Raw genomic sequence first — 25,139 nt, 5'->3', positions numbered from 1 at the left:
CAAGCCGATCTCGCTCCCACAGGGATATCATTCGGCCTGAACAGCCTCGAAACTCTGCGAAGCCGGCTCCCGCCGAATCATCCGCTTCATCTTCCATTCAAACGCCAGCGTCAGACTCACCGCCGCACACGCCAGCCCCAGCGCCAGGCCCCACCAGACACCCGTCGGCCCCCCATCCAAATGGAACGCCATCCACCAGGCGGCTGGCGCACCGATCAGCCAATAGCAGCCCAGCCCGACCAGGAAGGTGGTCTTGGCATCCTTGAGCCCGCGAATGCAGCCCATGGCGATGGTTTGCGTGCCGTCGAACAGCTCGAACCAGGCCGCCACCGCCAACAGACTCACCGCCAGGTCGATGACCTCGCGAAATGCAGGGTCGCTGTGGTCCAGGAACAGGCCGATCAATTGATTCGGCAGCAGCCAGAAAACCATCGCAAAGCCCAGCATCGCCGCCGCCCCGAAAGCAATCCCGACCCGTCCGGCCAGCCGCGCGCCCAACAGGTGCCCCGCCCCATAGTGCTGGCCGATGCGCATGGTGATCGCATAGGAAAGCCCCGCCGGAATCATGAACGCCACCGAGACGATCTGCAGGGCGATCTGATGCGCCGCCAGTTGCGTACTGCCCATGGTGCCCATGCACAGCGCCGCGAAGGCAAACAGCCCGACTTCTACCGCGTAGGTGCCGCCAATGGGCAGGCCCAGACGCCACAGTTCCTTCAGGTATTGACGGTTGGGCCGCGACAGGCCCTGGCGCAGTGGATAAGCGTCGTAGGCCGGATGCCGACGGATGTGCAGCGCGAGGGCCAGCGCCATGAGGTTGGCAACGATCGCCGTCACCAGGCCGATGCCCACCAGACCCATTTTCGGCAGGCCGAACATGCCGGTGATCAATGCATAGTTGAGCAGGAAATTGGCCACCGTGCCGCCGAGGCTGATGACCATCACCGGCGTCGCCCGGCCGATGGCGCTGGTGAAACCGCGCAGGGCCATGAAGCTCAGATAGCCGGGCAGGGCGAACGGCAGGATCAACAGGAACTGCCCGGCCGCCTCGACGTTGGTTTCGGTCTGGCCGAACAGCAGCAGCACTGGTTTGAGGTTCCACAGCAGCACACCCGCCACCAATGCCATCAACCACGCCAGCCACAAGCCAGCCTGGGTCAGCCGGGCCGCGCCGACGATATCGCCAGCGCCCTGACGAATCGCTACCAGGGTGCCGACCGCCGCAATGACGCCGATGCAGAAGATCGACACGAACGAATAACTGGCGGCACCAAGGCCACCGCCAGCAAGTGCCTCGGGACTCAGGCGCGCCATCATCAAGGTGTCGGTGAGGACCATCAGCATGTGCGCCAACTGCGAGGCAATCAACGGCCCCGCCAGCCGCAGGATGGCCCAGAGTTCAATGCGCGCTGGATGCTGCATGGTCATCACGCTCGATCGATAAAGGAAGCAGGAAAGCGTCGATTCTCGGCGCTTTGCGGGGAATTCACAAAGGGATAAAAAGGATGGGTGGCATGATTAAAACTCATGCTAAGAAGTTTCTGTTAACTTCGTCTCATTACGCTGTAGGAGTCTTCCTGATGTCCCGTCGTCTTCCTCCGTTATATGCCCTTCGCGCATTCGAAGCAGCGGCACGGCATAGTTCATTCACCCGCGCCGCCGAAGAATTGTCGATCACTCAAAGTGCGGTCAGCCGGCACATTCGTACGCTCGAAGAGCATTTCGCCTGTCGGCTGTTCCATCGCAGTGGGCGCAATCTGCAATTGACCGAGTCCGCGCGGCTGATCCTGCCCGGCATCCGCGAAGGTTTCGCGGCACTGGAGCGCGCTTGCCACACACTGCGTGCCGAAGATGACATCCTGCGGATGAAAGCCCCGTCCACCCTGACCATGCGCTGGCTGCTGGCGCGGCTCAGCCGCTTCCGGCACCTGCAACCGGGCAACGAGGTGCAACTGACCAGCGCCTGGATGGACGTCGACTCGGTGGACTTCAATCATGAACCCTTCGACTGCGCCGTCATCCTCAGCAACGGCAATTTTCCTCCGGACTGGGAGGCCAGTTTCCTGTTCCCGGAAGAGCTGATTCCCGTCGGCGCGCCGAATCTTCTGAACGATCAACCGTGGGACCTCGCGCGCCTGGTCAATGCCGAACTGCTGCACCCGACCCCGGATCGCCGTGACTGGCGCAACTGGCTGGAGCGCATGGGCCTTGCCGATCAGGTGTCGCTCAAGGGCGGGCAGGTGTTCGACACGCTGGAGCTGGGCATGATCGCCGCCGCCCGAGGGTATGGCGTGTCCATGGGTGATCTGTTGATGGTGGCGGAGGACGTTGCCCAGGGACGGCTGAGCCTGCCGTGGCCGACGGCCGTCGCCAGCGGTGAGAAATATTACCTGGTCTGGCCGAAAACCCGACCCGGTGGTGAGCGTATGCGCCGGCTCAGCGATTTCCTGCAGGGCGAAGCGCGGGCGATGGAGTTGCCGGAGGTCGAGCGACTGAGCTGAATCGATGCGGTTTTGGTGGTCACACATCTTGAGTTCGCCGCAATTCCCTGTGGGAGCGAGCTTGCTCGCGATGGTATCGCCTCAGCGTTCAGGGTTAACTTAAAGCTTCGAATCGACAGGCGTTTTTTTTAGTCTTGTGTATAGAGCTTGATGAATCGTTTCAGCAAGGCTATAAAAATGGCACAACTCCAAGAAAGGCTCCTGCCATGACCCCGCTCAAACTCCTGATTAGCCTCGGCGCATTGTCCGCCGCCTCCCACGCCATGGCCTGGGACTACGTCCTGCTCGACACCGACAAGGCCGCCCAGAACTGGCAGATCACCAGCCAGCAACTCGGCGTGAAAACCGACAAACCCTTCTCCGTGACCCTGCGCACCTTGCACGGCGGTCGGCAGGAAGGCGTCAGCATCGTCGACATCGATAACGGCATCATGAAACTCTCGGTGGTGCCGACACGAGGGATGAACGTCCTGCAGGCCTCGGTAGGCGATGTGCGCATGGGGTGGGATTCGCCAGTCAAGGAGGTGGTCAATCCATCCTTCATCGAACTCAACGGTCGCGGCGGCCTGGGCTGGCTGGAAGGCTTCAACGAACTGGTCACCCGCTGCGGCTACGAATGGGTCGGCCACCCCGGCATGGACAATGGCGAACTCCTGACCCTGCACGGCCGCGCCGCCAACATCCCGGCCAATAAAGTCACCTTGCACATCGACGAAAAACCGCCGTACGCCATCAGCCTGCGCGGCGAGCTGAAAGAGCAGGCGTTCAAGAAAGTCGACTTCTCCGTCGCGACCGAATTGGTTACCGAACCTGGCAGTGTGAGCTTCAGCCTCAACGATACCCTGACCAACAACGGCGACTATCCGAAGGAATACCAGGCGCTGTACCACAGCAACTTCAGCACCCCGTTCCTCGAGCAGGGCGCCCGCTTCGTCGCGCCGGTGAAACAAGTATCACCATTCAACGACAAGGCCAAAGGCGATCTGCCGGACTGGCAAACCTACCGCGCACCGACCAAGGACTACGACGAAACGGTTTACAACGTCGTGCCCTATGCCGACGCCAAGGGCGATACGCTGACCGTGCTGCATAACAAGGCAGGCAGCCTGGGTGTCTCGGTCGGCTTCAACACTCAAACGCTGCCTGTGTTCTCCCTGTGGAAAAACACCGATACCCAAGGGCAGGGCTATGTCACGGGTCTTGAGCCGGGAACGAGCTTTTCCTACAACCGCCGGTATCAACGGCCACTGGGTCTGGTGCCGACGATTGGGCCGAAGGAGCAGAAGGAGTTCCGGATCAGCTATAGCTTGTTGGGGGATAAAGGTGCCGTGGATCAGGCATTGAAGCGGGTGAACGAGATTCAGGCCGGGCGGGAAACCGAAGTGCGGCAGACGCCGTTGGTGGATCTCACCAAGGGATGACACCTGGACCATTCTTTATTTCGGTTCGCTGAAGGCTTCCTCGACTGAACTATTCAGGGCTCGACGGCCTGTATTGAAGCGCCTCGGCCAAATGTTCGCGTCGAATGCCATCGACTTGCTCAAGGTCCGCCAAAGTGCGCGCGACCTTGAGCAGCCGGTGGGCTGCTCGCAAGGACAAGGTCAAACGCTCGCAGGCGGTTTCCAGCCAATTTTCATCGGCTGTGGATAACTTGCAGTGTTTGCGCAGGCCTGGCAGATCAAGGAATGCGTTCGCACAGCCCTGGCGTTTATGTTGCCGCTCTCGTGAGCGGGCAACCAGCTCCGCAGCGGTGGACGTGTCGTCACCAGGTTTGGATGCGGGATTCAACGCCGTGGCTTCGCGGGCGACGGTCAGGTGCAGGTCGATACGATCCAGCAACGGGCCCGACAGCTTGTTGCGATAACGCTGGACCATGTCCGGTGTGCAGGAACAGCGGCCGCTAGGCTCGCCAAGATATCCACAGGGGCAAGGATTCATCGCGGCGACCAGCTGAAACCGCGCCGGAAAGCGTACGCGGTCCCTGGCGCGGGAGATCACGATGTGACCGGATTCCAATGGCTCCCTCAATACCTCCAATACCTTGCGGTCAAATTCCGGGAGCTCATCGAGGAACAGCACCCCATGGTGGGCAAGGGTGATCTCGCCGGGTTGAGGTTTCGAGCCGCCACCCACCAGCGCCGGGCCGGAGGCGGAGTGATGGGGTTGGCGAAACGGTCGCTGCGGCCAATGGCTCAACGGCACACAACTGGCGACCGATTGAATCGCCGCGACTTCCAGCGCCTCGCTTTCTGCCAATGGCGGTAACAGCCCCGGCAGACGACTCGCCAGCAGGGTCTTCCCCGTTCCCGGTGGCCCGCTGAACAACATGTTGTGCACAAATACACCCAACCTAGACGTTGAGCACTTTTCCCTGGTTCCTTTGGGGCAAAATAGGTTTACTCGATACGACGGCTGATCGGGCAGTAGGGACAAGAACTGCGTTCGTGTGTCAGACTCTAGGCAATAGAATTAGTCAGTAGACGAGACTCACAATTCGTCTAGATTGGTTGGAGAGCAACGTATGCCGTCGAATTTAGACGGTTCAGCCAATTCGATACTTGGGTGTAGATATGGCAAGCGGAAAAATACTCAGGCAGCTATTAAAAGCTGGCACTGCTGGTAACAAGGACGAATTCCGCCGCGCTTCTGAAGCTATTATTGAAGAAGAAAGGCAGAAACAGCATCACTTGCTCGCTAATGATTTGGAAAAGATTCTGTATTCCGACTCATTACCCATGACAGCGCCAGCGTTGTCGCGTCTTGCGGGCCCGGTCCCAACAGATAAAGAACGCGGACTACCCTTATTAGATGTCAGCACCCCCAAGCGATCATTGGACGAACTTGTCTTGTCAAAAAACAAGATCATTATGATCGAGGAGTTTTTGGAAGAGCATCGTCGCAGTGATGTGCTGAAATCTTACGGAATGAAGCCTTCGAATAAGATTATATTCTTTGGCCCTCCAGGATGCGGTAAAACTTTGACAGCCGAAGTGATCGCTTTCGAACTTGATATGCCGTTGGCGGTAGTACGCTTAGATACACTGGTGTCTTCATATCTTGGCGAGACTGCTGCAAATTTGCGTAAAGTTTTCGATTATATTAGCTCGACACCTTTGGTAGCACTATTTGATGAGTTCGATGCGTTAGGCAAAGAGCGAAGTGATAACTCTGATCACGGAGAATTGCGCCGCGTAGTAAATGCTGTTTTACAGATGATTGACTCATATACCGGGAAAAGTATCATCGTTGCAGCAACGAATCATGAGCAAATTCTTGACTCCGCTATATGGCGTAGATTTGATGATTCTATAGAATTTGGCTTGCCTAATAATGAAACAATATCAAAAATCCTGAAGCTTAAACTTCGGGGAGTGCGTAGGCAGTTCGAAATTGATAATTCAGATGTAATCGAGCTGTTCAAAAATCTTAGTGGTGCAGATATCGAAAGAGTATGTCGGCGAGCCATCAAGCGAATGATATTGCGGAATCATGAATTCCTGTCATTAACTGATATCGAACACGCCAAAGACCGTGAGTCTCGACAATAATTAAAATTATGGGTTGGTAAGGATGCCTCAAGATTACAAACATTTGCCGATTGTTAAAGAAACCCTGACCAACGACAGGCGAACACGACAATTCAATCCACCGAAGCCTGAGCGCGGAAACATGCAGGCTCACGGTCAAAGACTGGGCGGAAACCTCCGCGACGCTGTTGCAAATGCGAGATTACAACAGAGGTCTGATGACAGTCGGCTTGTATTAAAGATTAGATACTCTGGAATGTTTGACTTCACCAAAATGATCCGACATGGGGTGGAGTTTGTAAGCCAAGAAGACAAAAATATTTGTATCGTGTTTGCTTCGGAGAAAGGTCTGGCTGAATTTGCTGATCACTTGGCGCGACTCGGCATAAACGATGATGAAATGACCTACAGGGCTATTCTAGAAGCGCTGGATGGTATTGATAATTGGACAAAAGAAGATCGTCAAAGCTGGGCAATAAGCACGTTCGGATTGCCGCAAACCAATACGTTTAAACTGGATATTGAGTTATGGCCAATTCAGTACTCCCAGCATCCCGAGCGAGCACGTTTGATAGGGCTGTTTGATGCGTGGTTGAAAGAGGCGGGAATTAGTTATACAGACAAAGTAAATCTGGATAGCCTGTTGATGTACAGAGTTGAAGTCAATGAGGCGCAAGCTAACTTCCTACTTTCGCATCAAGATGTTCGACTTGTAGATTTGCCACCGAGAACTGGTGTTGATTTCAAGTCACTTGACTTGGATATCAATGATGTCCCGCTGACAATACCATCGCCGCTTGATACAAGCCCTAAGATCTGCATACTGGATAGTGGCATCAACACGAATCATCCACTTTTAAAGTCGTGTATCGGGGAAGCTGTTAGCTTTATTGATGGAGAATCGCCAGAAGACATATCTGGCCATGGAACAGCTGTTGCGGGAATAGCCGCTTATGGTGACTTAGAAGCATGCACGGCGAGTGGCTACTGGCAACCCTCGGCCTGGATATTCAGCGGAAAGATACTAAAGCATGACGCGCAAACTGGCGAACCAGTATTTGATGTAAAAACTATCGAGCAAACATTAGATAGTGCGATTCAGTATTTTTTGCAAACGTACGGATGCAAAATATTCAATTTATCTATCGGTAACTTGAATGCGCCGTACAATAATCGCCATGTCCGAGGGATGGCCTACATCCTCGATCAGCTCTCACGAAAGCATGGTATACTTTTCATTGTTTCGACTGGTAATTTTACGGGGAGTACCTCTCCACCAGTTCCAGTGAATAGTTGGCGGGAAGAGTATCCCGATTACTTGATGAATAGTCAATCGGTGATTATTGATCCTGCTCCGGCTATGAATGTGCTAACTGTAGGAAGTTTGGCGAAGCATACAGCGACAACTACTGCGCAGCGCTATCCCGAGATTAACGAACTCTGTCCCGCGTCAGAGGATCAGCCATCCCCGTTCACTCGGCATGGACCATCCGTCCGTGGAGCACTTAAACCTGAAGTTGTTGCTACTGGCGGAAATATTGCAACTTTGATGCGGCGTAAGGATGAACAGTGGAAATCAGTTCCGGCTGGGCTGGGTGTATTAACGCTCAACCACAACTTTATCGGGAAAACACTGCTTTCCGAGATGTCAGGCACTAGCTTTGCAGCACCGTATATAACGTATCTTGCTGCAAGATTATCTTCTGAATATCCCGACGCTAGCGCAAACATGCTCAGAGCAATGCTGGTTAACCATGCTACTGTGCCTGTCAACTGTATATCGACTTTTGATGAGGCATGGCGAAATCAGTATCGTAAAGAAAATGGCTGGCGCGAACTTCCGAGAGAAGTTTGTGGATACGGCAAAATTGATGACGATGTTCTGTACCGATCCAGTGATGCTGCGGTTGTACTAATGGCAGAGGAATCGATTGAAAATAATGCGCATCAATTTTTCGAATTACCATTACCTGAAGATTTTCTCAGGAGCAAGCGTTCAACGCGCGAGCTGAAAGTTTCGTTTGCTTATTCTCCACCGGTTAGAACAACGCGTATCGAATATTTGGGAACTCGCATGTTTTTCAGGCTCGTCCGCGGAAATTCGCTGAGTGAAGTTCAAAAGCATTTCAATCACGACACGCAAGACGATCATGAGCCGGTGAATGACTCAGTTGATGGGGACAGACGATCGGTTTCTACCACCATTCGTGACAAAGGCACCGTTCAAGCCAGCACATGGACGTTTAAATTACTTCAACCAAATACCAAGTGGTTTGTCGTCGTGACACGAAATGACCGTGACTGGGGTAACGCTCTTTGCGAGCAGAAAGAAAAATACTCGCTTGTAGTCACTGTTACTGATCATGAAAATATTGAAGCAACATTGTATGCGGACATCCAGTTACGCCTACAAGAAATGGCACGCGCACGCGAACAGGAGCGTGAACGTACCCGCTTATCGCTGTGATAGCGCGCGGTATACACGGAGGATGCGTTTGCTCGCAGATCCTCCGTGGTTTTCCCGCGTATTGAGTAAAGAACAAAATTTCGACCAAAGTTTATTGTGGCATAACCCACGCAGTATTATTGGGGTAAGGTGCTTCGCTGAATGCACCGCTTTTACCCTAAAAGATTACAAATCTTTCTTGTTTTAAACCCCAAGGAACTTTGGCTTCAAGCATCCCTAATTCGAGTCCAAATCTCTTCAGCAATCTGCAAAGCGTGCCTTGGCCAACAGTGAGCAGAGCGAATGGGAGCAACTCGATTTCGGTGATTATTGAGTCGCGGGCCTATACTGCAACGCCTCGGCCAGCTGCTCTCGGGTGATGTCATCAACTTGTTCAAGATCGGCCAACGTCCGCGCCACCTTGAGCAACCGGTGTGCCGAGCGCAACGACAGGGCTAGACGTTCGCAAGCAGACTCCAGCCAGTTTGCGTCGGCTGTGGATAATTTGCAGTGCCGACGCAGTCCCGACAAGTCGAGAAAGGCATTGGCGCAGCCCTGACGCTTTTGCTGTCGTTCACGCGCCTGCGCGACCAGCACCGCCGCGCTGGCGCTGTCCTCTCCGGGTGTCACCGTTGGATTCAGAGTAGTGGGCTCCCGGGCAACCGTCAGGTGCAAATCGATTCGATCCAGCAACGGCCCTGAGAGTTTGTTACGGTAGCGCTGAACCATATCAGGCGTGCAAGAGCACCGACCAGTGGGTTCACCAAGATATCCACAAGGGCACGGATTCATCGCCGCCACCAGTTGAAAGCGTGCCGGAAACCGCACGCGGTCCTTCGCTCGGGAAATCACGATATGGCCCGACTCCAATGGCTCCCTTAAGACCTCCAGCACCTTGCGGTCGAACTCTGGAAGCTCATCTAGAAACAAAACACCATGATGGGCGAGGGTGATTTCACCGGGTTGAGGTTTCGAGCCACCGCCCACCAATGCCGGGCCAGAGGCGGAGTGATGGGGTTGGCGAAACGGTCGCTGCGGCCAATGGCTCAACGGCACGCAACTGGCGACTGATTGAATCGCCGCGACTTCCAGCGCCTCGCTTTCTGCCAATGGCGGCAACAGGCCCGGCAGACGACTCGCCAGCAGGGTCTTCCCCGTTCCCGGTGGCCCGCTGAACAGCAGGTTATGCGCGCCCGCCGCCGCAATCAGCAACGCACGCTTGGCCGCGAGCTGGCCCTGCACTTCGTTCAAGTCGGGATAGGGTTTGCTGGCATGCATCAAGCCATCCGAAACGTAAGGCTCGATGGGCGTATGACCATTGAAATGCGCAACGGCTTCCAGCAGATGATCCACCGCAATCACCTTCAACCCCGACGCCAGGCATGCCTCTTCGGCATTGGCCCGCGGCACCAATAATGTCCGTCCCGCCTTGCGCGCAGCCAGTGCCGCCGGCAACACACCACGCACGGCCCGCACTGCACCGGACAGCGCCAATTCCCCAAGGCATTCCACATCGTCCAGCGTCAAGGTCGGCACCTGGACACTGGCCGACAGGATCCCCAAGGCAATCGCCAGATCGAACCGCCCGCCGTCCTTTGGCAAATCGGCGGGAGCGAGATTCAACGTGATGCGCCGCGCCGGAAATTGCAGACCCGAATTAATGATCGCGCTGCGCACGCGGTCCTTGCTTTCCCTTACGGCTGTTTCGGGTAAACCGACCATCGTCAGGGATGGCAAACCGTTGGCCAGATGGACTTCCACGGTGACGGCGGGGGCATCCACGCCAATCTGGGCGCGGCTGTGGACGATGGAGAGGGACATGGTCGTTCCTTGAGCTGACACGAGGACCGCTTCCTGCGGTTTTTTAAGGGTAGTCGAGCTGGAAGAAGGCGCTGAAGTAGACGTTTACAAGAAGTATCAATGACCCGTCTATGACGCCCAAAATGGCGACTTGACTATAGGCTGGCATTAACGAATCATCGTTTTTGAGGACTGCAACTGCGCATTCGTCGGAACTGGGCACCAGCTAAGGCCCCCCCGCATTTTTGGCAGCAGAGAAAGCTGGTTTCTCTGAAGTAGTGACGATGGCTTCGCCTATCGGATTCTGAACCCAAGGTCGCAAGGCTGGGAGCTAAAGAATTGCTGCGACTACTCCTCAAAATTACCTAAAAGGCGTCCGTTGGACGCCTTTTTTTTCTGATTCGGTATTGCGCGTGGCACCTGTCCGACTACCTTCTTTTGCCGGCCAGTAAACCAATTGGCTCAAGTTCTTTGCCGTGCGCGGCGGCGACTTCAAAAAAGCGGCGTTGATTGGCCGATATATTTCCGGCCAGTCGAAGCGCTTCGGCGTGAAACGCTGCAATTTGTAGCAGTTTTGCCTTTCGCTTTTTTTTGCTCATACACACCTCCTGCTAGATCTGACCACAGAAGGTAACGGGGGAGACGGGATTACAAAATCAGGTGTGAGAGGCAGTTTTTGTAGGACTGTTCCGAAATGTATGAAGGCCAATGCCTGAATGGCGGGGGCGCTCTTGTGTGCTCGAGGGTGCTGCTTATGATCACAGCAGATCAAGCCACCCGGAGAAGGGAACATGAACACTAATGGAATGCGCTCGATTCATCCCGGAGAAATCCTTGAGCAGGAGTTTCTTGAGCCATTGGGCGCCACGGTGGCTGATCTTTCTAGCCAGTTTCCTGATTTCGAGATTGAACTGACAAAACTTGTAGCGCAGAGCACGGGTGTCAGTCCGGACCTTGCCAGGAAGCTGGCCACTCTCTTCAATACCACGCCCGATTTTTGGCTGAATCTGCAATCGACCTACGAAGTGCGCAGTGACGATATCGAGCGTGGTTAGGTTGTCTATAACGACTGGAGTACTCGCGACGCTTTTTTCCACCACGGCACATTGACCGCATGTTGTGCCGATTCTTCATTCTGCAGCAGGTGCGGCACATCCTGCAGCCGAATCCACGGGTGGTTGTTCCAGTGCAGCAGGCTCAGCGACATCTCTGGCCAATTCAGCCGGCTCAGAGTCGGGCGTTCGGTTGAGGCGGGTTGCTGGGCGTCTCTGAGGGCCGGGACTACTTCGTGAGTCAGCCACTCGCGCAGGGCTCGGTATTCGGGGCAGTAGTGATAGACCAGTAGCGCGTAGACACCTGATTCGCTGATCAGCAGCGTGTTTTCGACGCGGCCGTGGGTGAGTGTTTTTGCGGTTTGGCGTTGGTCGGGGTCGAGTTTTCGGAGGGTGCGTTCGTCGAGGAAGAGGCGTAGCAGTCGGCCGAGGTCGCGGGCGCTGAACCAGGGTTGGTTTTGCAGGAGGAGGGCGTGGAGGTGGAGGTTGTGGCGGGTGAAGATGTGGGGGGTTAGATAAGTGTCATCGCTATTCATTGATACAGCTCCTTTTGCTTGAAAGGGCTGCCAGCAATCGTCGCCAAACAATTGGGTGGCAGCTGTACGCGGGTTGGCGAACCGGAGCAAAAGGAACCCGGCAGACCCGAAGGCCTCCCACGCACAACCGCCATGACTCGAGTCGATGGTCTTCGTGCGCCTTAAGCTTTCCAGGTCGCCAAACCCAGTGCTGAACATTCAGCATTGGGTGAGCTTAGGAACCGGGGCTTTGCGGCGCAATCGGACGGCGGTGGTGATGTTTGTAGGACGTTGCTGAGATGGTTGCGGGGCGTAGGATCAAGAGATCGTCCGAGGACGCGGCCTGAGCGTTCGACTGCTTCTACATCTCTGTTGGCAGATAGGCCGCCTTCGCTGGCAAGCCAGCTCCTACAGGGGGGCTGCATTTCAAATCAGGGGTTATTCGGTTGGCGGGTTGAGCTTGGCTTCCAGCTCGGCCACTTTCTCTTCATGGCGGGTTGAGCTTGGCTTCCAGCTCGGCCACTTTCTCTTCAAGGCTCTCCAGCCGTGCCCGGGTCCGTGCCAGCACGACCATCTGGCTATCGAACTCTTCCCGGCTCACCAGATCCAGTTTGCTGAAGCCGCTCTGCAACAAAGCCTTGAACTGGCTTTCGATTTCGCTTTTCGGCAGTGGGTTGTCGCCGCTGAAGAGGCGGGAGGCGGTGCCGCTCAGGGCATCGAGGAAGTCTTTGGGCGCGAGCATGGGAAATGTCCTGGAAACAATGGCGAGCAGTGTATCACGCAGTGTCTATAGTCAATCCCGACTGCAAGGATGCACGCTTTTCGCGCATGGGGACGGACGGTATCGCACTGTTGTTGTGCGTATTCGGCGGACCCTTCTGGCGCAGGGTCGGGTGGTTGCGATCAAGCCATTGAATTCATGGGTTTTTGTGGAGATGGCAAGCTTTCTGCTTAGGCGGTAGTGACCCATGCACTGATGCAGTCGCTGTGACGAATGCAGTGCGCCGAGCGAAACGGGGAGTTTCGTGAGGAGCGGTTAGCTGGCGTCGGACGGGCAGGTAAGGCCGACGATGCGTTACAAAGCCAGGCACTGCGCTTAGACTTGAGTCGGGTTTGTTTTCCTGGGGCAAGTCCACCAATTCGGGAGAGAGTTTTCATGAAGCTAGTCACTGCCATCATCAAGCCGTTCAAGCTGGACGACGTACGCGAGTCGCTGTCCGAGATCGGCGTGCAGGGCATTACCGTTACTGAAGTCAAAGGCTTCGGTCGGCAGAAGGGTCACACCGAGCTGTATCGCGGCGCGGAATACGTGGTCGATTTTTTGCCTAAGGTGAAAATCGATGTCGCCATTGACGACAAGGATCTGGATCGGGTTATCGAGGCGATAACCAAGGCGGCCAACACCGGCAAGATCGGTGACGGCAAGATCTTCGTGGTCAATCTGGAACAGGCGATTCGCATCCGTACCGGCGAAACCGATACCGACGCAATCTAAGCCGCCACAAACCCAACGCCCCAGGAGAAAACAATATGACTCTGCGTAAATTCGCAGGGCTAGGAGCCCTGTTGTCCCTCGTAATGCCCAGCCTGGTCATGGCGGCAGACGAAGTGGCGGCCCCAGTCCTCAATTCGGGTGACACTGCCTGGATGCTGACCTCGACAGCCCTCGTGCTGTTCATGACTATTCCCGGCCTCGCGCTGTTCTACGGCGGCATGGTTCGGTCGAAAAACATTCTTTCCGTGATGATGCAGTGCTTCGCCATTACCGGTCTGATCAGCATTCTGTGGGTCATTTATGGCTACAGCATCGCGTTCGACACCACCGGCATGGAGCAGGGCGTCGTCAACTTCAACTCGTTCTTCGGCGGCATGGGCAAGGCGTTTCTCGCCGGTGTCACGCCTTCGAGCCTGACCGGCCCCGCGGCGCTGTTCCCCGAGGCGGTCTTCATTACCTTCCAGATGACGTTCGCCATCATCACCCCAGCGTTGATCGTCGGTGCTTTCGCCGAGCGGATGAAGTTCTCCGCCATGCTGATCTTCATGGGTATCTGGTTCACCCTGGTGTATGCACCGATCGCGCACATGGTCTGGTCCGGCAACGGCGGCCTGATGTGGGACTGGGGCGTGCTCGACTTCGCTGGCGGCACCGTGGTGCATATCAACGCCGGTATTGCGGGTCTGGTCTGCTGCCTGGTACTGGGCAAGCGCAAAGGCTTCCCGACCACCCCGATGGCGCCGCATAACCTCGGCTACACGCTGATGGGCGCTGCCATGCTGTGGGTCGGCTGGTTCGGTTTCAACGCCGGTTCCGCTGCAGCGGCCAATGGCACTGCCGGTATGGCGATGCTGGTCACTCAGATCGCCACCGCGGCTGCCGCACTGGGCTGGATGTTCGCCGAGTGGGTCACCCACGGTAAACCAAGCGCACTGGGTATCGCCTCGGGCGTGGTAGCGGGTCTCGTTGCCATCACGCCGGCCGCAGGTACCGTGGGCCCGATGGGCGCGCTGGTGATCGGTCTGGCAGCGGGCGTGGTGTGCTTCTTCTGCGCCACCACCCTGAAACGCAAACTCGGTTATGACGATTCCCTGGACGCGTTCGGCGTGCACGGTATCGGCGGTATCCTCGGCGCGATCCTGACCGGTGTATTCGCCGCTCCGGCCCTGGGTGGTTTCGGTACCGTGACCGATATTGGTGCACAGGTCTGGATCCAGCTCAAGGGGGTGGGTTTCACCGTGATCTACACCGCGATCGTTACCTACATCATTCTCAAGGTGCTGGACGCTGTCATGGGGCTGCGCGTTACCGAAGAAGAAGAGGCTGTCGGCATCGACCTGGCACTTCACAACGAGCGCGGCTACAACTTGTAAGAACGCGCATAAAAATTTGCCCGGCTTGCCGGGCATTTTTTTGTCTGGAGTTTGTCAGTGAAGGAACAGCTGAAAGGTTTTTTCGTACAGGTTTCGAGACGTTTACGCAGCGTGTTTTTGTACGGCCAATGGCTTACATGATTGAAGGAATATTAGGGCCTTTGTTTTTTCCCAGAGCGCGCTAGAATGCGCCCCGAACGTGCGGAGAACTGTATGTGGCAACAGACTCTGATTACCTTGCGGGCGAGGCCCCGGGGCTTTCATCTGGTAACGGACGAGTTACTCGCCGGCCTGCCTGAAATCAAGGCATGTCGGGTCGGTCTGTTGCATTTGTGGCTACAGCATACCTCGGCGTCGTTGACCATCAACGAGAACGCCGATCCGGCGGTACGTCGCGACTTCGAACGATTTTTCAATCGTCTGATCCCACAAGGAACGGACGACTATGAGCATAACGACGAAGGCCTGGACGACCTCCCGGCGCACTTCAAGGCCAGCGTGCTTGGCTGTCAGCTCAGTTTGCCGATTCAGGCAGGCCGATTGGCGCTGGGGACCTGGCAAGGCGTTTATCTGGGCGAGCACCGTGATCATGGCGGTGCCCGTAATGTCCTCGCCACCTTGCACGGTGAAGGGGAATAAGCCGTTGGACATCAACGGCGGTTGAATTTTTTCCGGCAGCTGTCGACAGACGGCAAAGCTGGGCTATAACTAATCTGCTTTTCGCAAGTCATGAGGTAGAACATGAGCGACGATGATCTGGAAAACGACGACCTCGAAGTAGGCGACGACGACGAAACCGAAGAAGGCCTTGAAACGGCGGCAGAAGACGTCGCTGAAGACGACGATGGCGGTGATACGCCCGTTCCGACGGCCAAAGGCAAGGCCAAGGCTGCGGTGTCGGTCGATGAGCTGCCGAGTGTCGAAGCCAAGAACAAGGAACGCGACGCCCTGGCCAAGGCCATGGAAGAGTTTCTTGCGCGCGGCGGCAAGGTGCAGGAAGTGGAGGCCAATGTGGTCGCCGATCCTCCCAAGAAGCCTGACAACAAGTACGGTAGCCGGCCTATCTGAGCGCCTGCCTTGCTTGCTGAAAAAGCCCGCCGTCGCTGCGGGCTTTTTCATGGGCCAAACAAAAATCCACAATTCGCAGTGATCCCTGTGGGAGCGGGCTTGCCCGCGATGGGGGCATCACATTTGGTATTGATGTCGCCTGACACACCGCTATCGCGGGCAAGCCCGCTCCCACAGGTTTTGTGTCAGGTCGAAGCCGAGTTCCAACGTGCCAGCAACGCCGGCAAATCGCTCAGACTGCGAATCTCCGCATCCGGCAAACGATCCGCTTCCCAGGCTTTACCCGCCGGGTTAAACCAGATCGCCCGCAACCCTGCCTGCTGGGCACCAGCGATGTCATCTCCCGGATGATCGCCGATATGCACCGCCGTCTCCGCCGTCGCCCCGCCACGCTGCAACGCCTCCTGAAACAGTCGCGCATCGGGTTTGGCGATGCCGATGTCTTCGGCGCACAGGGCAAACTTGAAGTAATCGGCCAGCCCCAATCGGCGCACATCGGCGTTGCCATTGGTGACCACGCCCAAGGCGTAGTGCCTGGCCAGGGTCTCCAGTGTCGGTTCCACTTCAGGGAACACTTCGATCTGGTGCCGCGCATGCAAGAACACTTCAAAGCTCTTGTCGGCCAGGTCCGAAGCTTGACCATGGTCGTAGCCGGCTTCTTCCAGCGCGTGGAACAGTACACGCCGACGCAGGGCGCTGATGCGGTGTTTTAGGCTCGGTTCTCTGCTCAGGATCCGTTCACGAATCGTCCACAAATGCTCCACAGGCAGCGCGCCCAGATTCGGTGCGTGCTCGGTCAGCCATTCACGCAGTATGGCTTCGGCGCTGACGATCACCGGCGCGGTGTCCCACAGGGTGTCGTCGAGGTCGAAGGTGATCAATTTGATGGTCATGAATCATCGCCTTTAATGCGTTTGGCCCGTGGATGGGCGCTGTCGTAGACCGTCGCCAGGTGCTGGAAGTCCAGGTGGGTGTAGATCTGGGTGGTCTTGATGTCCGAGTGGCCGAGCAGCTCTTGTACCGCTCGCAGGTCCTGTGAGGATTCCAGCAAATGGCTGGCAAAGGAATGTCGCAACATGTGCGGGTGCAGGTTCTGCCCCAGCTCGCGTTCGCCAGCGGCCTTGACCCGCACCTGAATTGCCCGCGGGCCGAGACGGCGACCTTGCTGGCTGACAAACACCGCGTCGTCCGGCGGATTGGTCATTGCCCTTAACGGCAGCCATTGCTCCAGCGCTTCGCGCGCTTTCTTGCCGACGGGCAACAGCCGCGTCTTGCTGCCTTTGCCGAGCACCTGAACCATCCCGTCGGCCAGGTCCAGCTGATCGAGGTTGAGCCCGGTCAGCTCGGAAAGGCGCAAACCCGAGGAATAGAATAATTCCAGGATCGCCTGGTCCCGACGCGCCAGGAAGTCATCTTCCACCGCGCCTTCAAGCAATTGCAGCGCACGGTCGGTATCGAGGGTTTTCGGCAGGCGGCGCTCGCCCTTGGGCGGTGCCAGACCGTTGGCCGGATCGTGGTCGCAAAGACCTTCGCGGTTCAGATAGTGATACAGCCCGCGCACTGCCGAGAGCAGTCGTGCCAGGCTGCGGGATGATTGACCTTGCGAGTGCAAGCGGGCGATCAGGCTGCGCAGGCGCTGGATGTCCAGGGCGGCCCAACTGTCGATGTTCTGTTTGACGCACCAGCCCAGCACTTTGTCGAGGTCGCGACGGTAGGCGTACAGCGTGTGGGGCGACACCTGTCGCTCACTGCGCAGGTGTTCGCAGTAAGCGTCCAGTTGCCGTTCCACGATCAGCGTACCGGGTGCAGGGAGCTGTTGACCCGGGGCAGCACGCGGCCCATGACTTCGGCGATATAGCTCAAAAACAGCGTGCCCACCGAGCTCTTGTAGTGCTGCGGGTCGCGGCTGGCGATGGCCAGGACGCCATGGATGCCTTGATGGCTGATGGCGACGACCGCGGTAGAACCGATCTGCTTGCGTTGTTCTTCGCCGAACAGGAAATCCAGTTCATGCTCACGCAGGCTGCCGCTGACGCTCTTGTCTTCCGAGAGCAGGCCGCCGATGGCCGTTTGTGCTTCTTCATGGGTCACCCAGCGGCCGACCGGCATCGGGTTGTCACCCAGCAGGATCAAGCTGACAAAGGGCACCTGGAAGTCCTGGCGCAGGCTGTCTTCAACGCTGATCACCACGTCTTCCAGGCTGGTGGCGTCCATCAGCGCAAGAATCAGGCGGCGGGTCTTGTCGAACAGACGATCGTTGTCGCGGGCCACGTCCATCAGATGCGAGAGGCGGTGACGCAATTCGATGTTGCGATCGCGCAGGATGGTCATCTGGCGTTCCACCAGCGATATGGTGTCGCCGCGCTGGTGCGGAATGCGCAAGGCCGGGAGCAGTTCATCGTGTTCGACGAAAAAATCCGGATGAGCTTCCAGGTACGCGGCAATCGCCGCCGCCTCAAGGCTTTCGGAAGGGGATTCGTCGGGCTGTAGGGCGGGAACCTGAGGCTTATCTTTCATGGATTTGACTCTCTCAAAGACGCACTTGTCCTTCATAAACGCGTACTGCCGGGCCGGTCATCATCACCGGTTGGCCTGGGCCTGCCCATTCAATGGACAGGCGCCCGCCGGGCAGGTCGATCAATAGGGGTGAATCCATCCACCCCTGGCTGATTGCGGCCACTGCGGCAGCACAGGCGCCGGTTCCGCAAGCCTGGGTTTCCCCGGCCCCGCGTTCCCAGACGCGCAGCTGCGCACGATTGCGGTCGATGACCTGGAGGAAACCGACATTGACCCGCGATGGAAAGCGCGGATGGTGTTCGATTTTCGGCCCCAGTTCATGCACCGGTGCGTTGTTGATGTCGCTGACCCGCAGTACGGCATGGGGGTTGCCCATGGACACGGCGGCCAAGTCGATCGCTGTACCCTCGACGTCAACCCGATAACTCAGGGCCTGTTCCGGCGCGTCGAACGGAATCTCGGCCGGCACCAGGCGCGGTGCGCCCATATTGACCCCGATATGGCCGTCGCTGCGGATATCCAGTTCGATGATGCCGCTTTTGGTTTCGACGCGGATCTGCCGTTTCGCGGTCAGGCGCTTATCGAGCACGAAGCGGGCGAAACAGCGCGCACCGTTGCCACACTGTTCCACTTCCGAGCCGTCGGCGTTGAAGATCCGATAACGGAAATCCACGTCCGGATTGCTTGGCGCTTCGACGATCAGCAACTGGTCGAAACCGATTCCGGTGTGCCGATCACCCCATTGCTTGGCGTGCTTGGGCAAAATATGCGCGTGCTGGCTGACCAGGTCGAGGACCATGAAGTCGTTGCCCAGGCCGTGCATCTTGGTAAAACGCAGCAGCATGGTATTACTCCGGCAGCAGGCTTTCGCCAGCAAACAACTCGGCTACCGTCTCACGGCGACGCACTTCAAATGCCTGATCACCGTCCACCAGCACTTCGGCGGCGCGGCCACGGGTGTTGTAGTTGGAACTCATGACAAACCCATAGGCGCCGGCCGAATGCACGGCCAGCAGGTCGCCTTCTTCCAGGGCCAGCTGACGGTCCTTGGCCAGGAAGTCGCCGGTCTCGCAGATCGGGCCGACGATGTCGTAGGCGCGGGCTGCGGTAGCGCGGGGGCGTACGGCGGTAACGTCCATCCAGGCCTGATACAGCGCCGGGCGGATCAGGTCGTTCATGGCCGCGTCGACGATGGCGAAGTCTTTGTGTTCGGTATGCTTGAGGTACTCGACCTGGGTCAGCAGTACGCCAGCGTTGGCGACGACAAAACGGCCCGGCTCGAACACCAGCGCCAGGTCGCGACCGTCGAGACGCTCGCGCACGGCTTTGATGTAATCGGCAGCCAGTGGCGGCTCTTCATCGCGATAACGCACGCCCAAACCACCACCGAGATCGATGTGGCGCAGGTAGATGCCGCAATCGCCGAGGCGGTCGACCAGGCCCAGCAGGCGGTCGAGGGCATCGATGAACGGCGGCAGGGTGGTCAGTTGCGAGCCGATGTGGCAATCGACGCCGACCACTTCGAGGTTGGGCAGTTGCGCGGCACGGATGTACACGTCTTCGGCGTCGGCGATGGCGATACCGAACTTGTTTTCTTTAAGACCGGTGGAGATGTACGGGTGCGTACCGGCATCGACGTCCGGGTTTACGCGCAGCGAGATCGGTGCACGCACGCCCAGCTCGGCGGCGACAACCTGCAGGCGCTCCAGCTCGTCGGTGGATTCGACATTGAAACAATGCACGCCGACTTCCAGGGCGCGACGCATGTCGTCACGGGTCTTGCCGACGCCGGAGAACACGATCTTGTCGGCGCTGCCGCCAGCGGCCAGTACACGTTCCAGCTCGCCACGGGAGACGATGTCGAAACCGGCGCCAAGACGCGCCAGGACATTCAGTACACCCAGGTTGGAGTTGGCCTTGACCGCAAAGCAGACCAGGTGTGGCGTGCCGGCCAGTGCATCGGCGTAAGCCAGGTACTGGGCTTCGATGTGGGCACGGGAGTAGACGTAAGTCGGCGTGCCAAAGCGTTCGGCGATGGCAGACAGGGCAACACCTTCCGCGAACAGTTCACCGTCACGGTAGTTAAAAGCGTTCATGATGTTCCCTTATTGGTAGACGTCGTGCTTGTGTGCTTTTGACGCGGGCTGCTGTTGAGACGACTTGGCCTGCTCGACAGGATCCTGGTTCTCATCAGGCAGGTACAGCGGGCCTTTTTGACCGCAGGCCGATAACACGCTGGCAAAAGCGACGAGCGAAGCGAGCGCAGCAAGGGAAGAGATCAGGCGCTTCATGGCGAAATCCTTGAAAATGCATTAATTGCGCCGGAGTATACCGGCCACCCGGCAGCTTGCCTATGTAACGCGGCTCCCGTCCGGCGGGGCTTGGCTGGATGCCGGCCAGTCAAATGCAATCCCCTGTAGGAGCTGGCTTGCCAGCGAAAGCGGTGGTTCAGTCAACGAACAGGTTGGATATGCCGGCCTCTTCGCTGCGGTGCGGCGATCCGACAAGCCAACTCCCACAGTGACCGTGTCAGACAGTTTTAATGATGTTGGATGTGCCGGCTCCTACAGGTCCGTGGTTGATGTACCCATATCGGCTCTTGGTCGTTATCCTTTGCAATCCCCGGGGCTCGCCCGTATCTTGCGGCGCTTGAGCGTGATCAGACACTTTTTGAGGTTGCCGCAATGAGTTTGACCGAAGCCCGTTTCCACGATCTGGTCGATGCCGTCCAGCAAACGCTGGAGGATATTTTCGACGAGAGTGACCTGGATCTCGATCTGGAGAGCTCGGCCGGTGTGCTCACCGTCAAGTTCGAAAACGGCAGCCAGTTGATTTTCAGCCGTCAGGAACCGCTGCGGCAGCTGTGGCTGGCGGCGGTGTCCGGTGGGTTCCACTTCGACTATGACGAAGAGAGCGAGCGCTGGATGTGCGACAAGAGCGAAGAGCAATTGGGCGAAATGCTCGAGCGCATCGTCAAGCAGCAGGCTGACGTCGAACTCGATTTCGAAGGTCTGTGAGACGGTGACCCAGCCTGCGCCCGTTCGTGCACCCAAGCCGCTCTACAGCAATGTCAGCCCGGCGGTGCCTTCGCCGTGCAGCGGTGTGTGTCGGCTGGATGAGCAGAAGGTCTGTCTTGGGTGTTTTCGCCACGTCGAAGACATCCGCGAATGGCGCTCGGCGGATGATGAGCGCCGGCGGGTGATTTGTGCCCAGGCCATCCAGCGTAAATCCTGCGCCTGACGCATAACCATGTGGGAGCGAGCTTGCTCGCGATTGCGGTGTGACAGGCAAATTTATGTCGACTGATACACCGCAATCGCGAGCAAGCTCGCTCCCACAAGGTTTCTACTTAGCCAGCTTGCAATTTCCCCCTGCCGGGGCCGTGGTCGCCCCTCACTTGTATATTTATTGAGCTGTGATAGTGTCCGGGTACGCCTCAACCCATCGAGGCTCGTGAAAACCCCGCCTTTTTCTGGCGGGGTTTTGCTTTTTTCGTGCAGAAGAAAGGAGTCTGCCCTGATCATGACCGCACCTTCCATCACCCTTACCCGTCTGGACGTACAACGTCTGGAGCGCCTGATCGACAGCCTGGATGACACGCTGCCGGGCGTTATCGCGCTGCAAACCGAACTGGATCGCGCCGATACCCTGGTCGGTCACGATGAAGTGCCCGCCGATGTCGTGACCATGAATTCCCGTGTGCATTGCCGTGAAGAGAGCAGCGGCAAGGATTACCACCTGACGCTGGTTTACCCCAAGGACGCCAATGCCGACGAAGGCAAGATTTCCATTCTGGCACCGGTAGGCAGCGCCTTGCTTGGCCTCAAGGTTGGCCAGCATATCGATTGGCCGGCTCCGGGCGGCAAGACCCTCAAGCTGACCCTGCTGGAAGTCGAATCACAGCCTGCCAATGGCGGCCACTTCCCGGAATGACATGCCCCTCAGATCTGCTCGAGCGCTTCGTTCAATGCGCGCTCCAGATCGGCCTTGTAGCGTAAATACAGATTGCTTGAACGCTGACCATCACCGAGCAGACCGGACAAGTCCAAGTCGGTGATGTAGCAACGGTAGTGCCCGGTCCCGCGGCGCTGTCCGACGATTTCCCGGGCGACCTCGCTGAACAGCTGGTCGCCATGTTCCAGCGCTGAGAACTCCCGCTGATTGCAATACAACGTGACCTGCACCTGTCCCGGTGCGGCGTTGCCGACGATCGCCTGCACGTCGTAGAAATGTTCGTTGACCGGGGTTCGCGGCGCCGGCCGGGCTTCGACCCGACGGGCCCGCACGGGACCCGATGGCAGCAGCTGGAAATACAGGGTGTCCAGGCTCAGGGGGCGCGCAGCGTCGATCGGCAGCAAGGCGTCGCGCCGGTATTGGATCGATTGCAGGAATCTGTGCAACGGCACCAGCAGGCTTTGCTCATCGTGGAAGGGCACGCGCTGGTGCCACAGGGCATTGAATTCATCCAATACGTACAGATGGGCATGGAGCTCGCTGATCCGATAGAACACCTGGACGCATTCGGGCTGCCCCATCGGCAATATCAGCGCCAGATCCTGGTCTTCCAGCGCCATCGGGTCCAGGTGCAACGGACTGTAGCGGGTGAGGTCTGTGCCCAGGTATTCGACCAGCGCCGGCAGCGAGGCGAGGGCGACGTGGTTGACCCGGCCGGGCACCAGTTCCAGCACATGGAAATGCTGCTGGACCTGAATCAGGTAGCGCTGATTGAGCTCGCTCAGCAGCAGGTTTTGCGCAGTGTCGAGGATTTCTTCGACCCGCCGGGCGATGAATTGCGCGCGGTTGTGGCAGAAGCAATGAACCCGCAGCCTGGGCTGTTGCCGCCCCTGCGGCAGATTGTTGAGGTAATCGCGTACGCAGGCGAGCAAGGCATGGGGGCCATCAAAACGGCTGACCAGTACCTCGTTCCAGCTGTTGAGCGTGACCTGGTCCAGGGTCAGCACCAGATTGTCCCGAACCCCGGCATAACTCAGAGAATCGGTGCGCTCGGTGGTCATCAGGATATTCAGGTCGCGGTGGTGCTTGAGCGGATCGATGCCGACGTTTACCAGGATCAGCACTTCGCTGGGCACACTCGCGCGCAATAACGGTTCTTCGGCGACGGTCGCCAGGGGCATGGCGATGCTCTGTTGCAGGCTGCCGAGCAGGTTGAACAGTTCGAATTCGCTCAGGTCGCTATTGCCGGGATGCAAGGCCAGTCGGGTGCTGCTGTCGATGACGCCATTGCGGTGGCACCAGGTCAGCAGTTCCAGCAGTTGGCGGCTGCGCTTGATCGGCGCGAAATGCTCCCATTCATGGGCGGTCAGGCTGCCGTTATACAAACCCCAATGAGTTTGCCCGGGCTCTTTCCTGTCAGGCACCTGCACCAGGGTCAGGGTGTCTTCGGCCAGGTCCGGGGCGATGCCCGGGTTGATGAACTCGACCTTGTTCGCCTTGCGCTCGAAGGCCGCATACAGCCGTCGACCGAGCACGTTGAGTTCGCGCTTATTGATCAGGCTGACGGTGTGCTCGTTGCGGGCGAACCGGGTCAGGAAGCGGTAGCTGTAGTTGAGCTCGTTGACCAAGGCTCGGCGCTCCGAGCCGACCTGGCGGACTTTCCACTGGCTGCGGCTATCGAGCAGGGCCAGCTGACGCTGATCCCAGTGCCATTCGTGGGCCAGGCGCTCAAGCAGCCCGCGTTGCCAGCTCGCGTTGCGACTGCTGCCGGTGAGCTTGCGATTCACCTTCAAATACAGCGCGCGCCGTACCAGCTCCAGCCGTTCCGGCTCTTCACGGGCGGTCAGGTATTCCTCGAGGCGTCGGTAAAGCATGACGTAGGGATCCAGTTCGTCGAGGTCGAGCTGGTTGGCGAATACGGCGTGTTTGAAGCGCAGGCTGAGGCAATGGACTTTGGGGTGTTCGCTGGCATAGACCTCGGTCAGCAGCAGCTTGAGCACCGACTTGTACGGCGATTCGATGCCCTTGAATAACTGCCACAGCCCGGCGCCGACGAATTCGCCGGGCGGAATGGACGCCAGATGCCCCAGGTCCAGGGTTTCGTCGGCCCGGATGAAGCGTCTGGAAAGCAACGCCTGGGTGTAGCTTTCGTAGGCGACCTCTTCGTAGACCGGCACCAGCCACCAGATTGGCGTGCGTCCGGCCAGCCAGATCGCCGTGCGATAGAACTCGTCCAGCAGCAGACAGTGCTGGGTGCTGCCGCAGTCTTCCGAACTCAGTTGATGGTCGCGTTCGCCGAGCACGAAGCGGGCCGGGTCGATCAGGAAAAAATGCGCCTCGGCCCCTTGGCCGGTGGCCCAGGTTTCGAGCAGCTGGCACTTTTTACGCAGCTCGGTCAGTTCGCTTTCGCTCAAGTCCGGTGCGTGACAGACCCAGACGTCCATGTCGCTCTGATCGGCCTGGGCCAGGGTGCCAAGGCTGCCCATCAGGAACAGGCCGTGAATCGGTCGGGGCGGATTGCTGCCGTGACGCGGTTTATAGGAAAACGAGCGGGTCAGGCGCTGGGCTTCGGCGAGAACGTTGGCGTCCGGTTCGTAGTTCGACAATCCGGCCGGCGTGCTGCCCGAAACATAACCTGGCAGCAGCGGATGATTGACGTGAAAAAACAGCGGCAGCAGGGTGAGTACGCCTTGCTGGCGGGTTGACAGTCCTGCCATGGCGCGCGCCATGCGGCCCTCATTGAGCTTCAGGAACCGTGCGCGCAGTTGGCTTAGCACCTTGCGATCGATGCCTTCTTCCAGGTCGGGGCGGATTTCATGGGGGTGGGTCATGTCAGCTCAAACCGGCTTGATGGGGCCGGACGTGGAAGGCCTCAGGATGAGGGGCAGTTT

General features: G+C 57.9%; 24 protein-coding genes and 1 pseudogene. 12 read left to right on the top strand and 13 right to left on the bottom strand.

Annotated elements, in window-relative coordinates:
- Nucleotides 1-27: 27 nt before the first annotated feature.
- Nucleotides 28-1,422: a NorM family multidrug efflux MATE transporter gene (locus PMA3_RS29375; RefSeq protein WP_064680825.1), complete on the bottom strand. Its 1,395-nt coding sequence runs from the start codon at nt 1,420-1,422 to the stop codon at nt 28-30.
- Between the two features lie 158 nt (nt 1,423-1,580).
- Here PMA3_RS29375 and PMA3_RS29370 point away from each other — a divergent pair, with 158 nt between their 5' ends.
- Together PMA3_RS29370 and PMA3_RS29365 are read left to right on the top strand one after the other, a co-directional pair.
- Nucleotides 1,581-2,501, top strand: coding sequence for a LysR substrate-binding domain-containing protein (locus PMA3_RS29370; protein ID WP_064680415.1), 921 nt, complete (start codon nt 1,581-1,583; stop codon nt 2,499-2,501).
- A 206-nt stretch (nt 2,502-2,707) separates the two neighbouring features.
- The gene (locus PMA3_RS29365) at nt 2,708-3,922 is read left to right on the top strand and encodes an aldose 1-epimerase family protein (protein ID WP_064680414.1); all 1,215 of its coding nucleotides are present in this window, start codon (nt 2,708-2,710) and stop codon (nt 3,920-3,922) included.
- A 49-nt stretch (nt 3,923-3,971) separates the two neighbouring features.
- Here PMA3_RS29365 and PMA3_RS29360 read toward each other — a convergent pair.
- Nucleotides 3,972-4,835, bottom strand: a pseudogene (locus PMA3_RS29360) (YifB family Mg chelatase-like AAA ATPase); the annotation flags it as partial.
- 236 nt (nt 4,836-5,071) lie between these two features.
- On the opposite strand from PMA3_RS29360, the gene PMA3_RS29355 reads away from it, so the two are divergent.
- Together PMA3_RS29355 and PMA3_RS29350 are read left to right on the top strand one after the other, a co-directional pair.
- A complete protein-coding gene (locus tag PMA3_RS29355) occupies nt 5,072-6,049 on the top strand; it encodes an AAA family ATPase (protein ID WP_064680413.1) in 978 nt (325 codons plus the stop codon).
- Between the two features lie 22 nt (nt 6,050-6,071).
- The gene (locus PMA3_RS29350) at nt 6,072-8,495 is read left to right on the top strand and encodes a S8 family peptidase (protein ID WP_064680412.1); all 2,424 of its coding nucleotides are present in this window, start codon (nt 6,072-6,074) and stop codon (nt 8,493-8,495) included.
- 306 nt (nt 8,496-8,801) lie between these two features.
- On the opposite strand, the gene PMA3_RS29345 is transcribed toward PMA3_RS29350, so the two are convergent.
- Together PMA3_RS29345 and PMA3_RS32885 are read right to left on the bottom strand one after the other, a co-directional pair.
- Nucleotides 8,802-10,295 (bottom strand): YifB family Mg chelatase-like AAA ATPase, encoded by a 1,494-nt coding sequence (locus tag PMA3_RS29345; protein ID WP_064680411.1) that lies wholly within the window; start codon nt 10,293-10,295, stop codon nt 8,802-8,804.
- Between the two features lie 407 nt (nt 10,296-10,702).
- Nucleotides 10,703-10,873: a hypothetical protein gene (locus PMA3_RS32885; RefSeq protein ID WP_167355125.1), complete on the bottom strand. Its 171-nt coding sequence runs from the start codon at nt 10,871-10,873 to the stop codon at nt 10,703-10,705.
- A 192-nt stretch (nt 10,874-11,065) separates the two neighbouring features.
- Here PMA3_RS32885 and PMA3_RS29340 point away from each other — a divergent pair, with 192 nt between their 5' ends.
- Nucleotides 11,066-11,329: a HigA family addiction module antitoxin gene (locus tag PMA3_RS29340; protein WP_064680410.1), complete on the top strand. Its 264-nt coding sequence runs from the start codon at nt 11,066-11,068 to the stop codon at nt 11,327-11,329.
- 5 nt (nt 11,330-11,334) lie between these two features.
- Here PMA3_RS29340 and PMA3_RS29335 read toward each other — a convergent pair whose 3' ends face one another.
- A complete protein-coding gene (locus PMA3_RS29335) occupies nt 11,335-11,862 on the bottom strand; it encodes a BRO-N domain-containing protein (RefSeq protein WP_064680409.1) in 528 nt (175 codons plus the stop codon).
- A gap of 466 nt (nt 11,863-12,328) precedes the next feature.
- Nucleotides 12,329-12,583 carry an accessory factor UbiK family protein gene (locus PMA3_RS29330; RefSeq protein WP_064680408.1) on the bottom strand — a complete coding sequence of 85 codons (255 nt, stop codon included), beginning with the start codon at nt 12,581-12,583 and terminating at the stop codon, nt 12,329-12,331.
- 414 nt (nt 12,584-12,997) lie between these two features.
- Between PMA3_RS29330 and glnK the strand changes: the two genes are divergently transcribed.
- From glnK to sutA, 4 genes are all read left to right on the top strand, one after another.
- Entirely contained in the window at nt 12,998-13,336 is a 339-nt protein-coding gene (gene glnK, locus PMA3_RS29325; protein ID WP_002555808.1) for a P-II family nitrogen regulator, read from the top strand.
- A gap of 35 nt (nt 13,337-13,371) precedes the next feature.
- On the top strand, nt 13,372-14,709 hold the full coding sequence (locus PMA3_RS29320; RefSeq protein ID WP_064680407.1) for an ammonium transporter: 1,338 nt from the start codon (nt 13,372-13,374) through the stop codon (nt 14,707-14,709).
- A gap of 213 nt (nt 14,710-14,922) precedes the next feature.
- A complete protein-coding gene (locus PMA3_RS29315; protein WP_064680406.1) occupies nt 14,923-15,348 on the top strand; it encodes a secondary thiamine-phosphate synthase enzyme YjbQ in 426 nt (141 codons plus the stop codon).
- 102 nt (nt 15,349-15,450) lie between these two features.
- Complete coding sequence (gene sutA, locus PMA3_RS29310; RefSeq protein ID WP_064680405.1) at nt 15,451-15,777, top strand: transcriptional regulator SutA; 327 nt, start codon at nt 15,451-15,453, stop codon at nt 15,775-15,777.
- Between the two features lie 185 nt (nt 15,778-15,962).
- Here the strand turns inward: sutA and PMA3_RS29305 are convergent, their stop codons facing one another.
- Genes PMA3_RS29305 through lptM form a run of 6 tightly spaced genes read right to left on the bottom strand, consistent with a single transcriptional unit; the run spans nt 15,963 to nt 20,585 of the window.
- On the bottom strand, nt 15,963-16,670 hold the full coding sequence (locus PMA3_RS29305) for an HAD family hydrolase (RefSeq protein ID WP_064680404.1): 708 nt from the start codon (nt 16,668-16,670) through the stop codon (nt 15,963-15,965).
- Nucleotides 16,667-17,566 carry a tyrosine recombinase XerC gene (xerC, locus tag PMA3_RS29300; RefSeq protein WP_064680403.1) on the bottom strand — a complete coding sequence of 300 codons (900 nt, stop codon included), beginning with the start codon at nt 17,564-17,566 and terminating at the stop codon, nt 16,667-16,669. The genes PMA3_RS29305 and xerC overlap by 4 nt, the downstream gene beginning before the upstream one ends.
- Before the next feature lie 2 nt (nt 17,567-17,568).
- On the bottom strand, nt 17,569-18,294 hold the full coding sequence (locus tag PMA3_RS29295; protein ID WP_064680402.1) for a DUF484 family protein: 726 nt from the start codon (nt 18,292-18,294) through the stop codon (nt 17,569-17,571).
- Between the two features lie 13 nt (nt 18,295-18,307).
- Complete coding sequence (gene dapF / locus PMA3_RS29290; protein ID WP_064680401.1) at nt 18,308-19,138, bottom strand: diaminopimelate epimerase; 831 nt, start codon at nt 19,136-19,138, stop codon at nt 18,308-18,310.
- Between the two features lie 4 nt (nt 19,139-19,142).
- A complete protein-coding gene (lysA, locus tag PMA3_RS29285; RefSeq protein WP_064680400.1) occupies nt 19,143-20,390 on the bottom strand; it encodes a diaminopimelate decarboxylase in 1,248 nt (415 codons plus the stop codon).
- A gap of 9 nt (nt 20,391-20,399) precedes the next feature.
- Nucleotides 20,400-20,585, bottom strand: a complete 186-nt coding sequence (gene lptM, locus PMA3_RS29280; RefSeq protein ID WP_064680399.1) for an LPS translocon maturation chaperone LptM — start codon at nt 20,583-20,585, stop codon at nt 20,400-20,402.
- A 393-nt stretch (nt 20,586-20,978) separates the two neighbouring features.
- Here lptM and cyaY point away from each other — a divergent pair, with 393 nt between their 5' ends.
- The 3 genes from cyaY to rnk all read left to right on the top strand — a co-directional run bounded on the left by cyaY (nt 20,979) and on the right by rnk (nt 22,227).
- Complete coding sequence (gene cyaY / locus PMA3_RS29275) at nt 20,979-21,311, top strand: iron donor protein CyaY (RefSeq protein WP_064680398.1); 333 nt, start codon at nt 20,979-20,981, stop codon at nt 21,309-21,311.
- Nucleotides 21,312-21,315: 4 nt separating this feature from the next.
- Nucleotides 21,316-21,534, top strand: coding sequence for a DUF1289 domain-containing protein (locus tag PMA3_RS31350; protein ID WP_082930445.1), 219 nt, complete (start codon nt 21,316-21,318; stop codon nt 21,532-21,534).
- Nucleotides 21,535-21,816: 282 nt separating this feature from the next.
- On the top strand, nt 21,817-22,227 hold the full coding sequence (gene rnk, locus PMA3_RS29270; RefSeq protein WP_064680397.1) for a nucleoside diphosphate kinase regulator: 411 nt from the start codon (nt 21,817-21,819) through the stop codon (nt 22,225-22,227).
- A gap of 8 nt (nt 22,228-22,235) precedes the next feature.
- Here rnk and PMA3_RS29265 read toward each other — a convergent pair whose 3' ends face one another.
- A complete protein-coding gene (locus tag PMA3_RS29265) occupies nt 22,236-25,079 on the bottom strand; it encodes a class I adenylate cyclase (protein WP_064680396.1) in 2,844 nt (947 codons plus the stop codon).
- Nucleotides 25,080-25,139 lie beyond the last annotated feature (60 nt).

Source organism: Pseudomonas silesiensis (assembly GCF_001661075.1).
GTDB classification, from domain to species: Bacteria; Pseudomonadota; Gammaproteobacteria; order Pseudomonadales; family Pseudomonadaceae; genus Aquipseudomonas; species Aquipseudomonas silesiensis.
The sequence above is the reverse complement of the archived record's forward strand: the minus strand, read 5'-3'. Positions and strand labels throughout refer to the sequence as shown.

What these genes read in the sequence shown, in the direction of transcription:
- PMA3_RS29320 (WP_064680407.1), top strand. Translation starts at nt 13,372, where the DNA reads ATGACTCTGCGTAAATTCGCAGGGCTAGGAGCCCTGTTGTCCCTCGTA.
- PMA3_RS32885 (WP_167355125.1), bottom strand. Translation starts at nt 10,873, where the DNA reads ATGAGCAAAAAAAAGCGAAAGGCAAAACTGCTACAAATTGCAGCGTTT.
- PMA3_RS29365 (WP_064680414.1), top strand. Translation starts at nt 2,708, where the DNA reads ATGACCCCGCTCAAACTCCTGATTAGCCTCGGCGCATTGTCCGCCGCC.
- rnk (WP_064680397.1), top strand. Translation starts at nt 21,817, where the DNA reads ATGACCGCACCTTCCATCACCCTTACCCGTCTGGACGTACAACGTCTG.
- sutA (WP_064680405.1), top strand. Translation starts at nt 15,451, where the DNA reads ATGAGCGACGATGATCTGGAAAACGACGACCTCGAAGTAGGCGACGAC.
- dapF (WP_064680401.1), bottom strand. Translation starts at nt 19,138, where the DNA reads ATGCTGCTGCGTTTTACCAAGATGCACGGCCTGGGCAACGACTTCATG.
- PMA3_RS29330 (WP_064680408.1), bottom strand. Translation starts at nt 12,583, where the DNA reads ATGCTCGCGCCCAAAGACTTCCTCGATGCCCTGAGCGGCACCGCCTCC.
- lptM (WP_064680399.1), bottom strand. Translation starts at nt 20,585, where the DNA reads ATGAAGCGCCTGATCTCTTCCCTTGCTGCGCTCGCTTCGCTCGTCGCT.
- PMA3_RS29375 (WP_064680825.1), bottom strand. Translation starts at nt 1,422, where the DNA reads ATGCAGCATCCAGCGCGCATTGAACTCTGGGCCATCCTGCGGCTGGCG.
- glnK (WP_002555808.1), top strand. Translation starts at nt 12,998, where the DNA reads ATGAAGCTAGTCACTGCCATCATCAAGCCGTTCAAGCTGGACGACGTA.
- lysA (WP_064680400.1), bottom strand. Translation starts at nt 20,390, where the DNA reads ATGAACGCTTTTAACTACCGTGACGGTGAACTGTTCGCGGAAGGTGTT.
- PMA3_RS29315 (WP_064680406.1), top strand. Translation starts at nt 14,923, where the DNA reads ATGTGGCAACAGACTCTGATTACCTTGCGGGCGAGGCCCCGGGGCTTT.
- cyaY (WP_064680398.1), top strand. Translation starts at nt 20,979, where the DNA reads ATGAGTTTGACCGAAGCCCGTTTCCACGATCTGGTCGATGCCGTCCAG.
- PMA3_RS29345 (WP_064680411.1), bottom strand. Translation starts at nt 10,295, where the DNA reads ATGTCCCTCTCCATCGTCCACAGCCGCGCCCAGATTGGCGTGGATGCC.
- PMA3_RS29370 (WP_064680415.1), top strand. Translation starts at nt 1,581, where the DNA reads ATGTCCCGTCGTCTTCCTCCGTTATATGCCCTTCGCGCATTCGAAGCA.
- PMA3_RS29295 (WP_064680402.1), bottom strand. Translation starts at nt 18,294, where the DNA reads ATGAAAGATAAGCCTCAGGTTCCCGCCCTACAGCCCGACGAATCCCCT.
- PMA3_RS29355 (WP_064680413.1), top strand. Translation starts at nt 5,072, where the DNA reads ATGGCAAGCGGAAAAATACTCAGGCAGCTATTAAAAGCTGGCACTGCT.
- PMA3_RS29335 (WP_064680409.1), bottom strand. Translation starts at nt 11,862, where the DNA reads ATGAATAGCGATGACACTTATCTAACCCCCCACATCTTCACCCGCCAC.
- PMA3_RS29340 (WP_064680410.1), top strand. Translation starts at nt 11,066, where the DNA reads ATGAACACTAATGGAATGCGCTCGATTCATCCCGGAGAAATCCTTGAG.
- PMA3_RS29350 (WP_064680412.1), top strand. Translation starts at nt 6,072, where the DNA reads ATGCCTCAAGATTACAAACATTTGCCGATTGTTAAAGAAACCCTGACC.
- PMA3_RS29265 (WP_064680396.1), bottom strand. Translation starts at nt 25,079, where the DNA reads ATGACCCACCCCCATGAAATCCGCCCCGACCTGGAAGAAGGCATCGAT.
- PMA3_RS29305 (WP_064680404.1), bottom strand. Translation starts at nt 16,670, where the DNA reads ATGACCATCAAATTGATCACCTTCGACCTCGACGACACCCTGTGGGAC.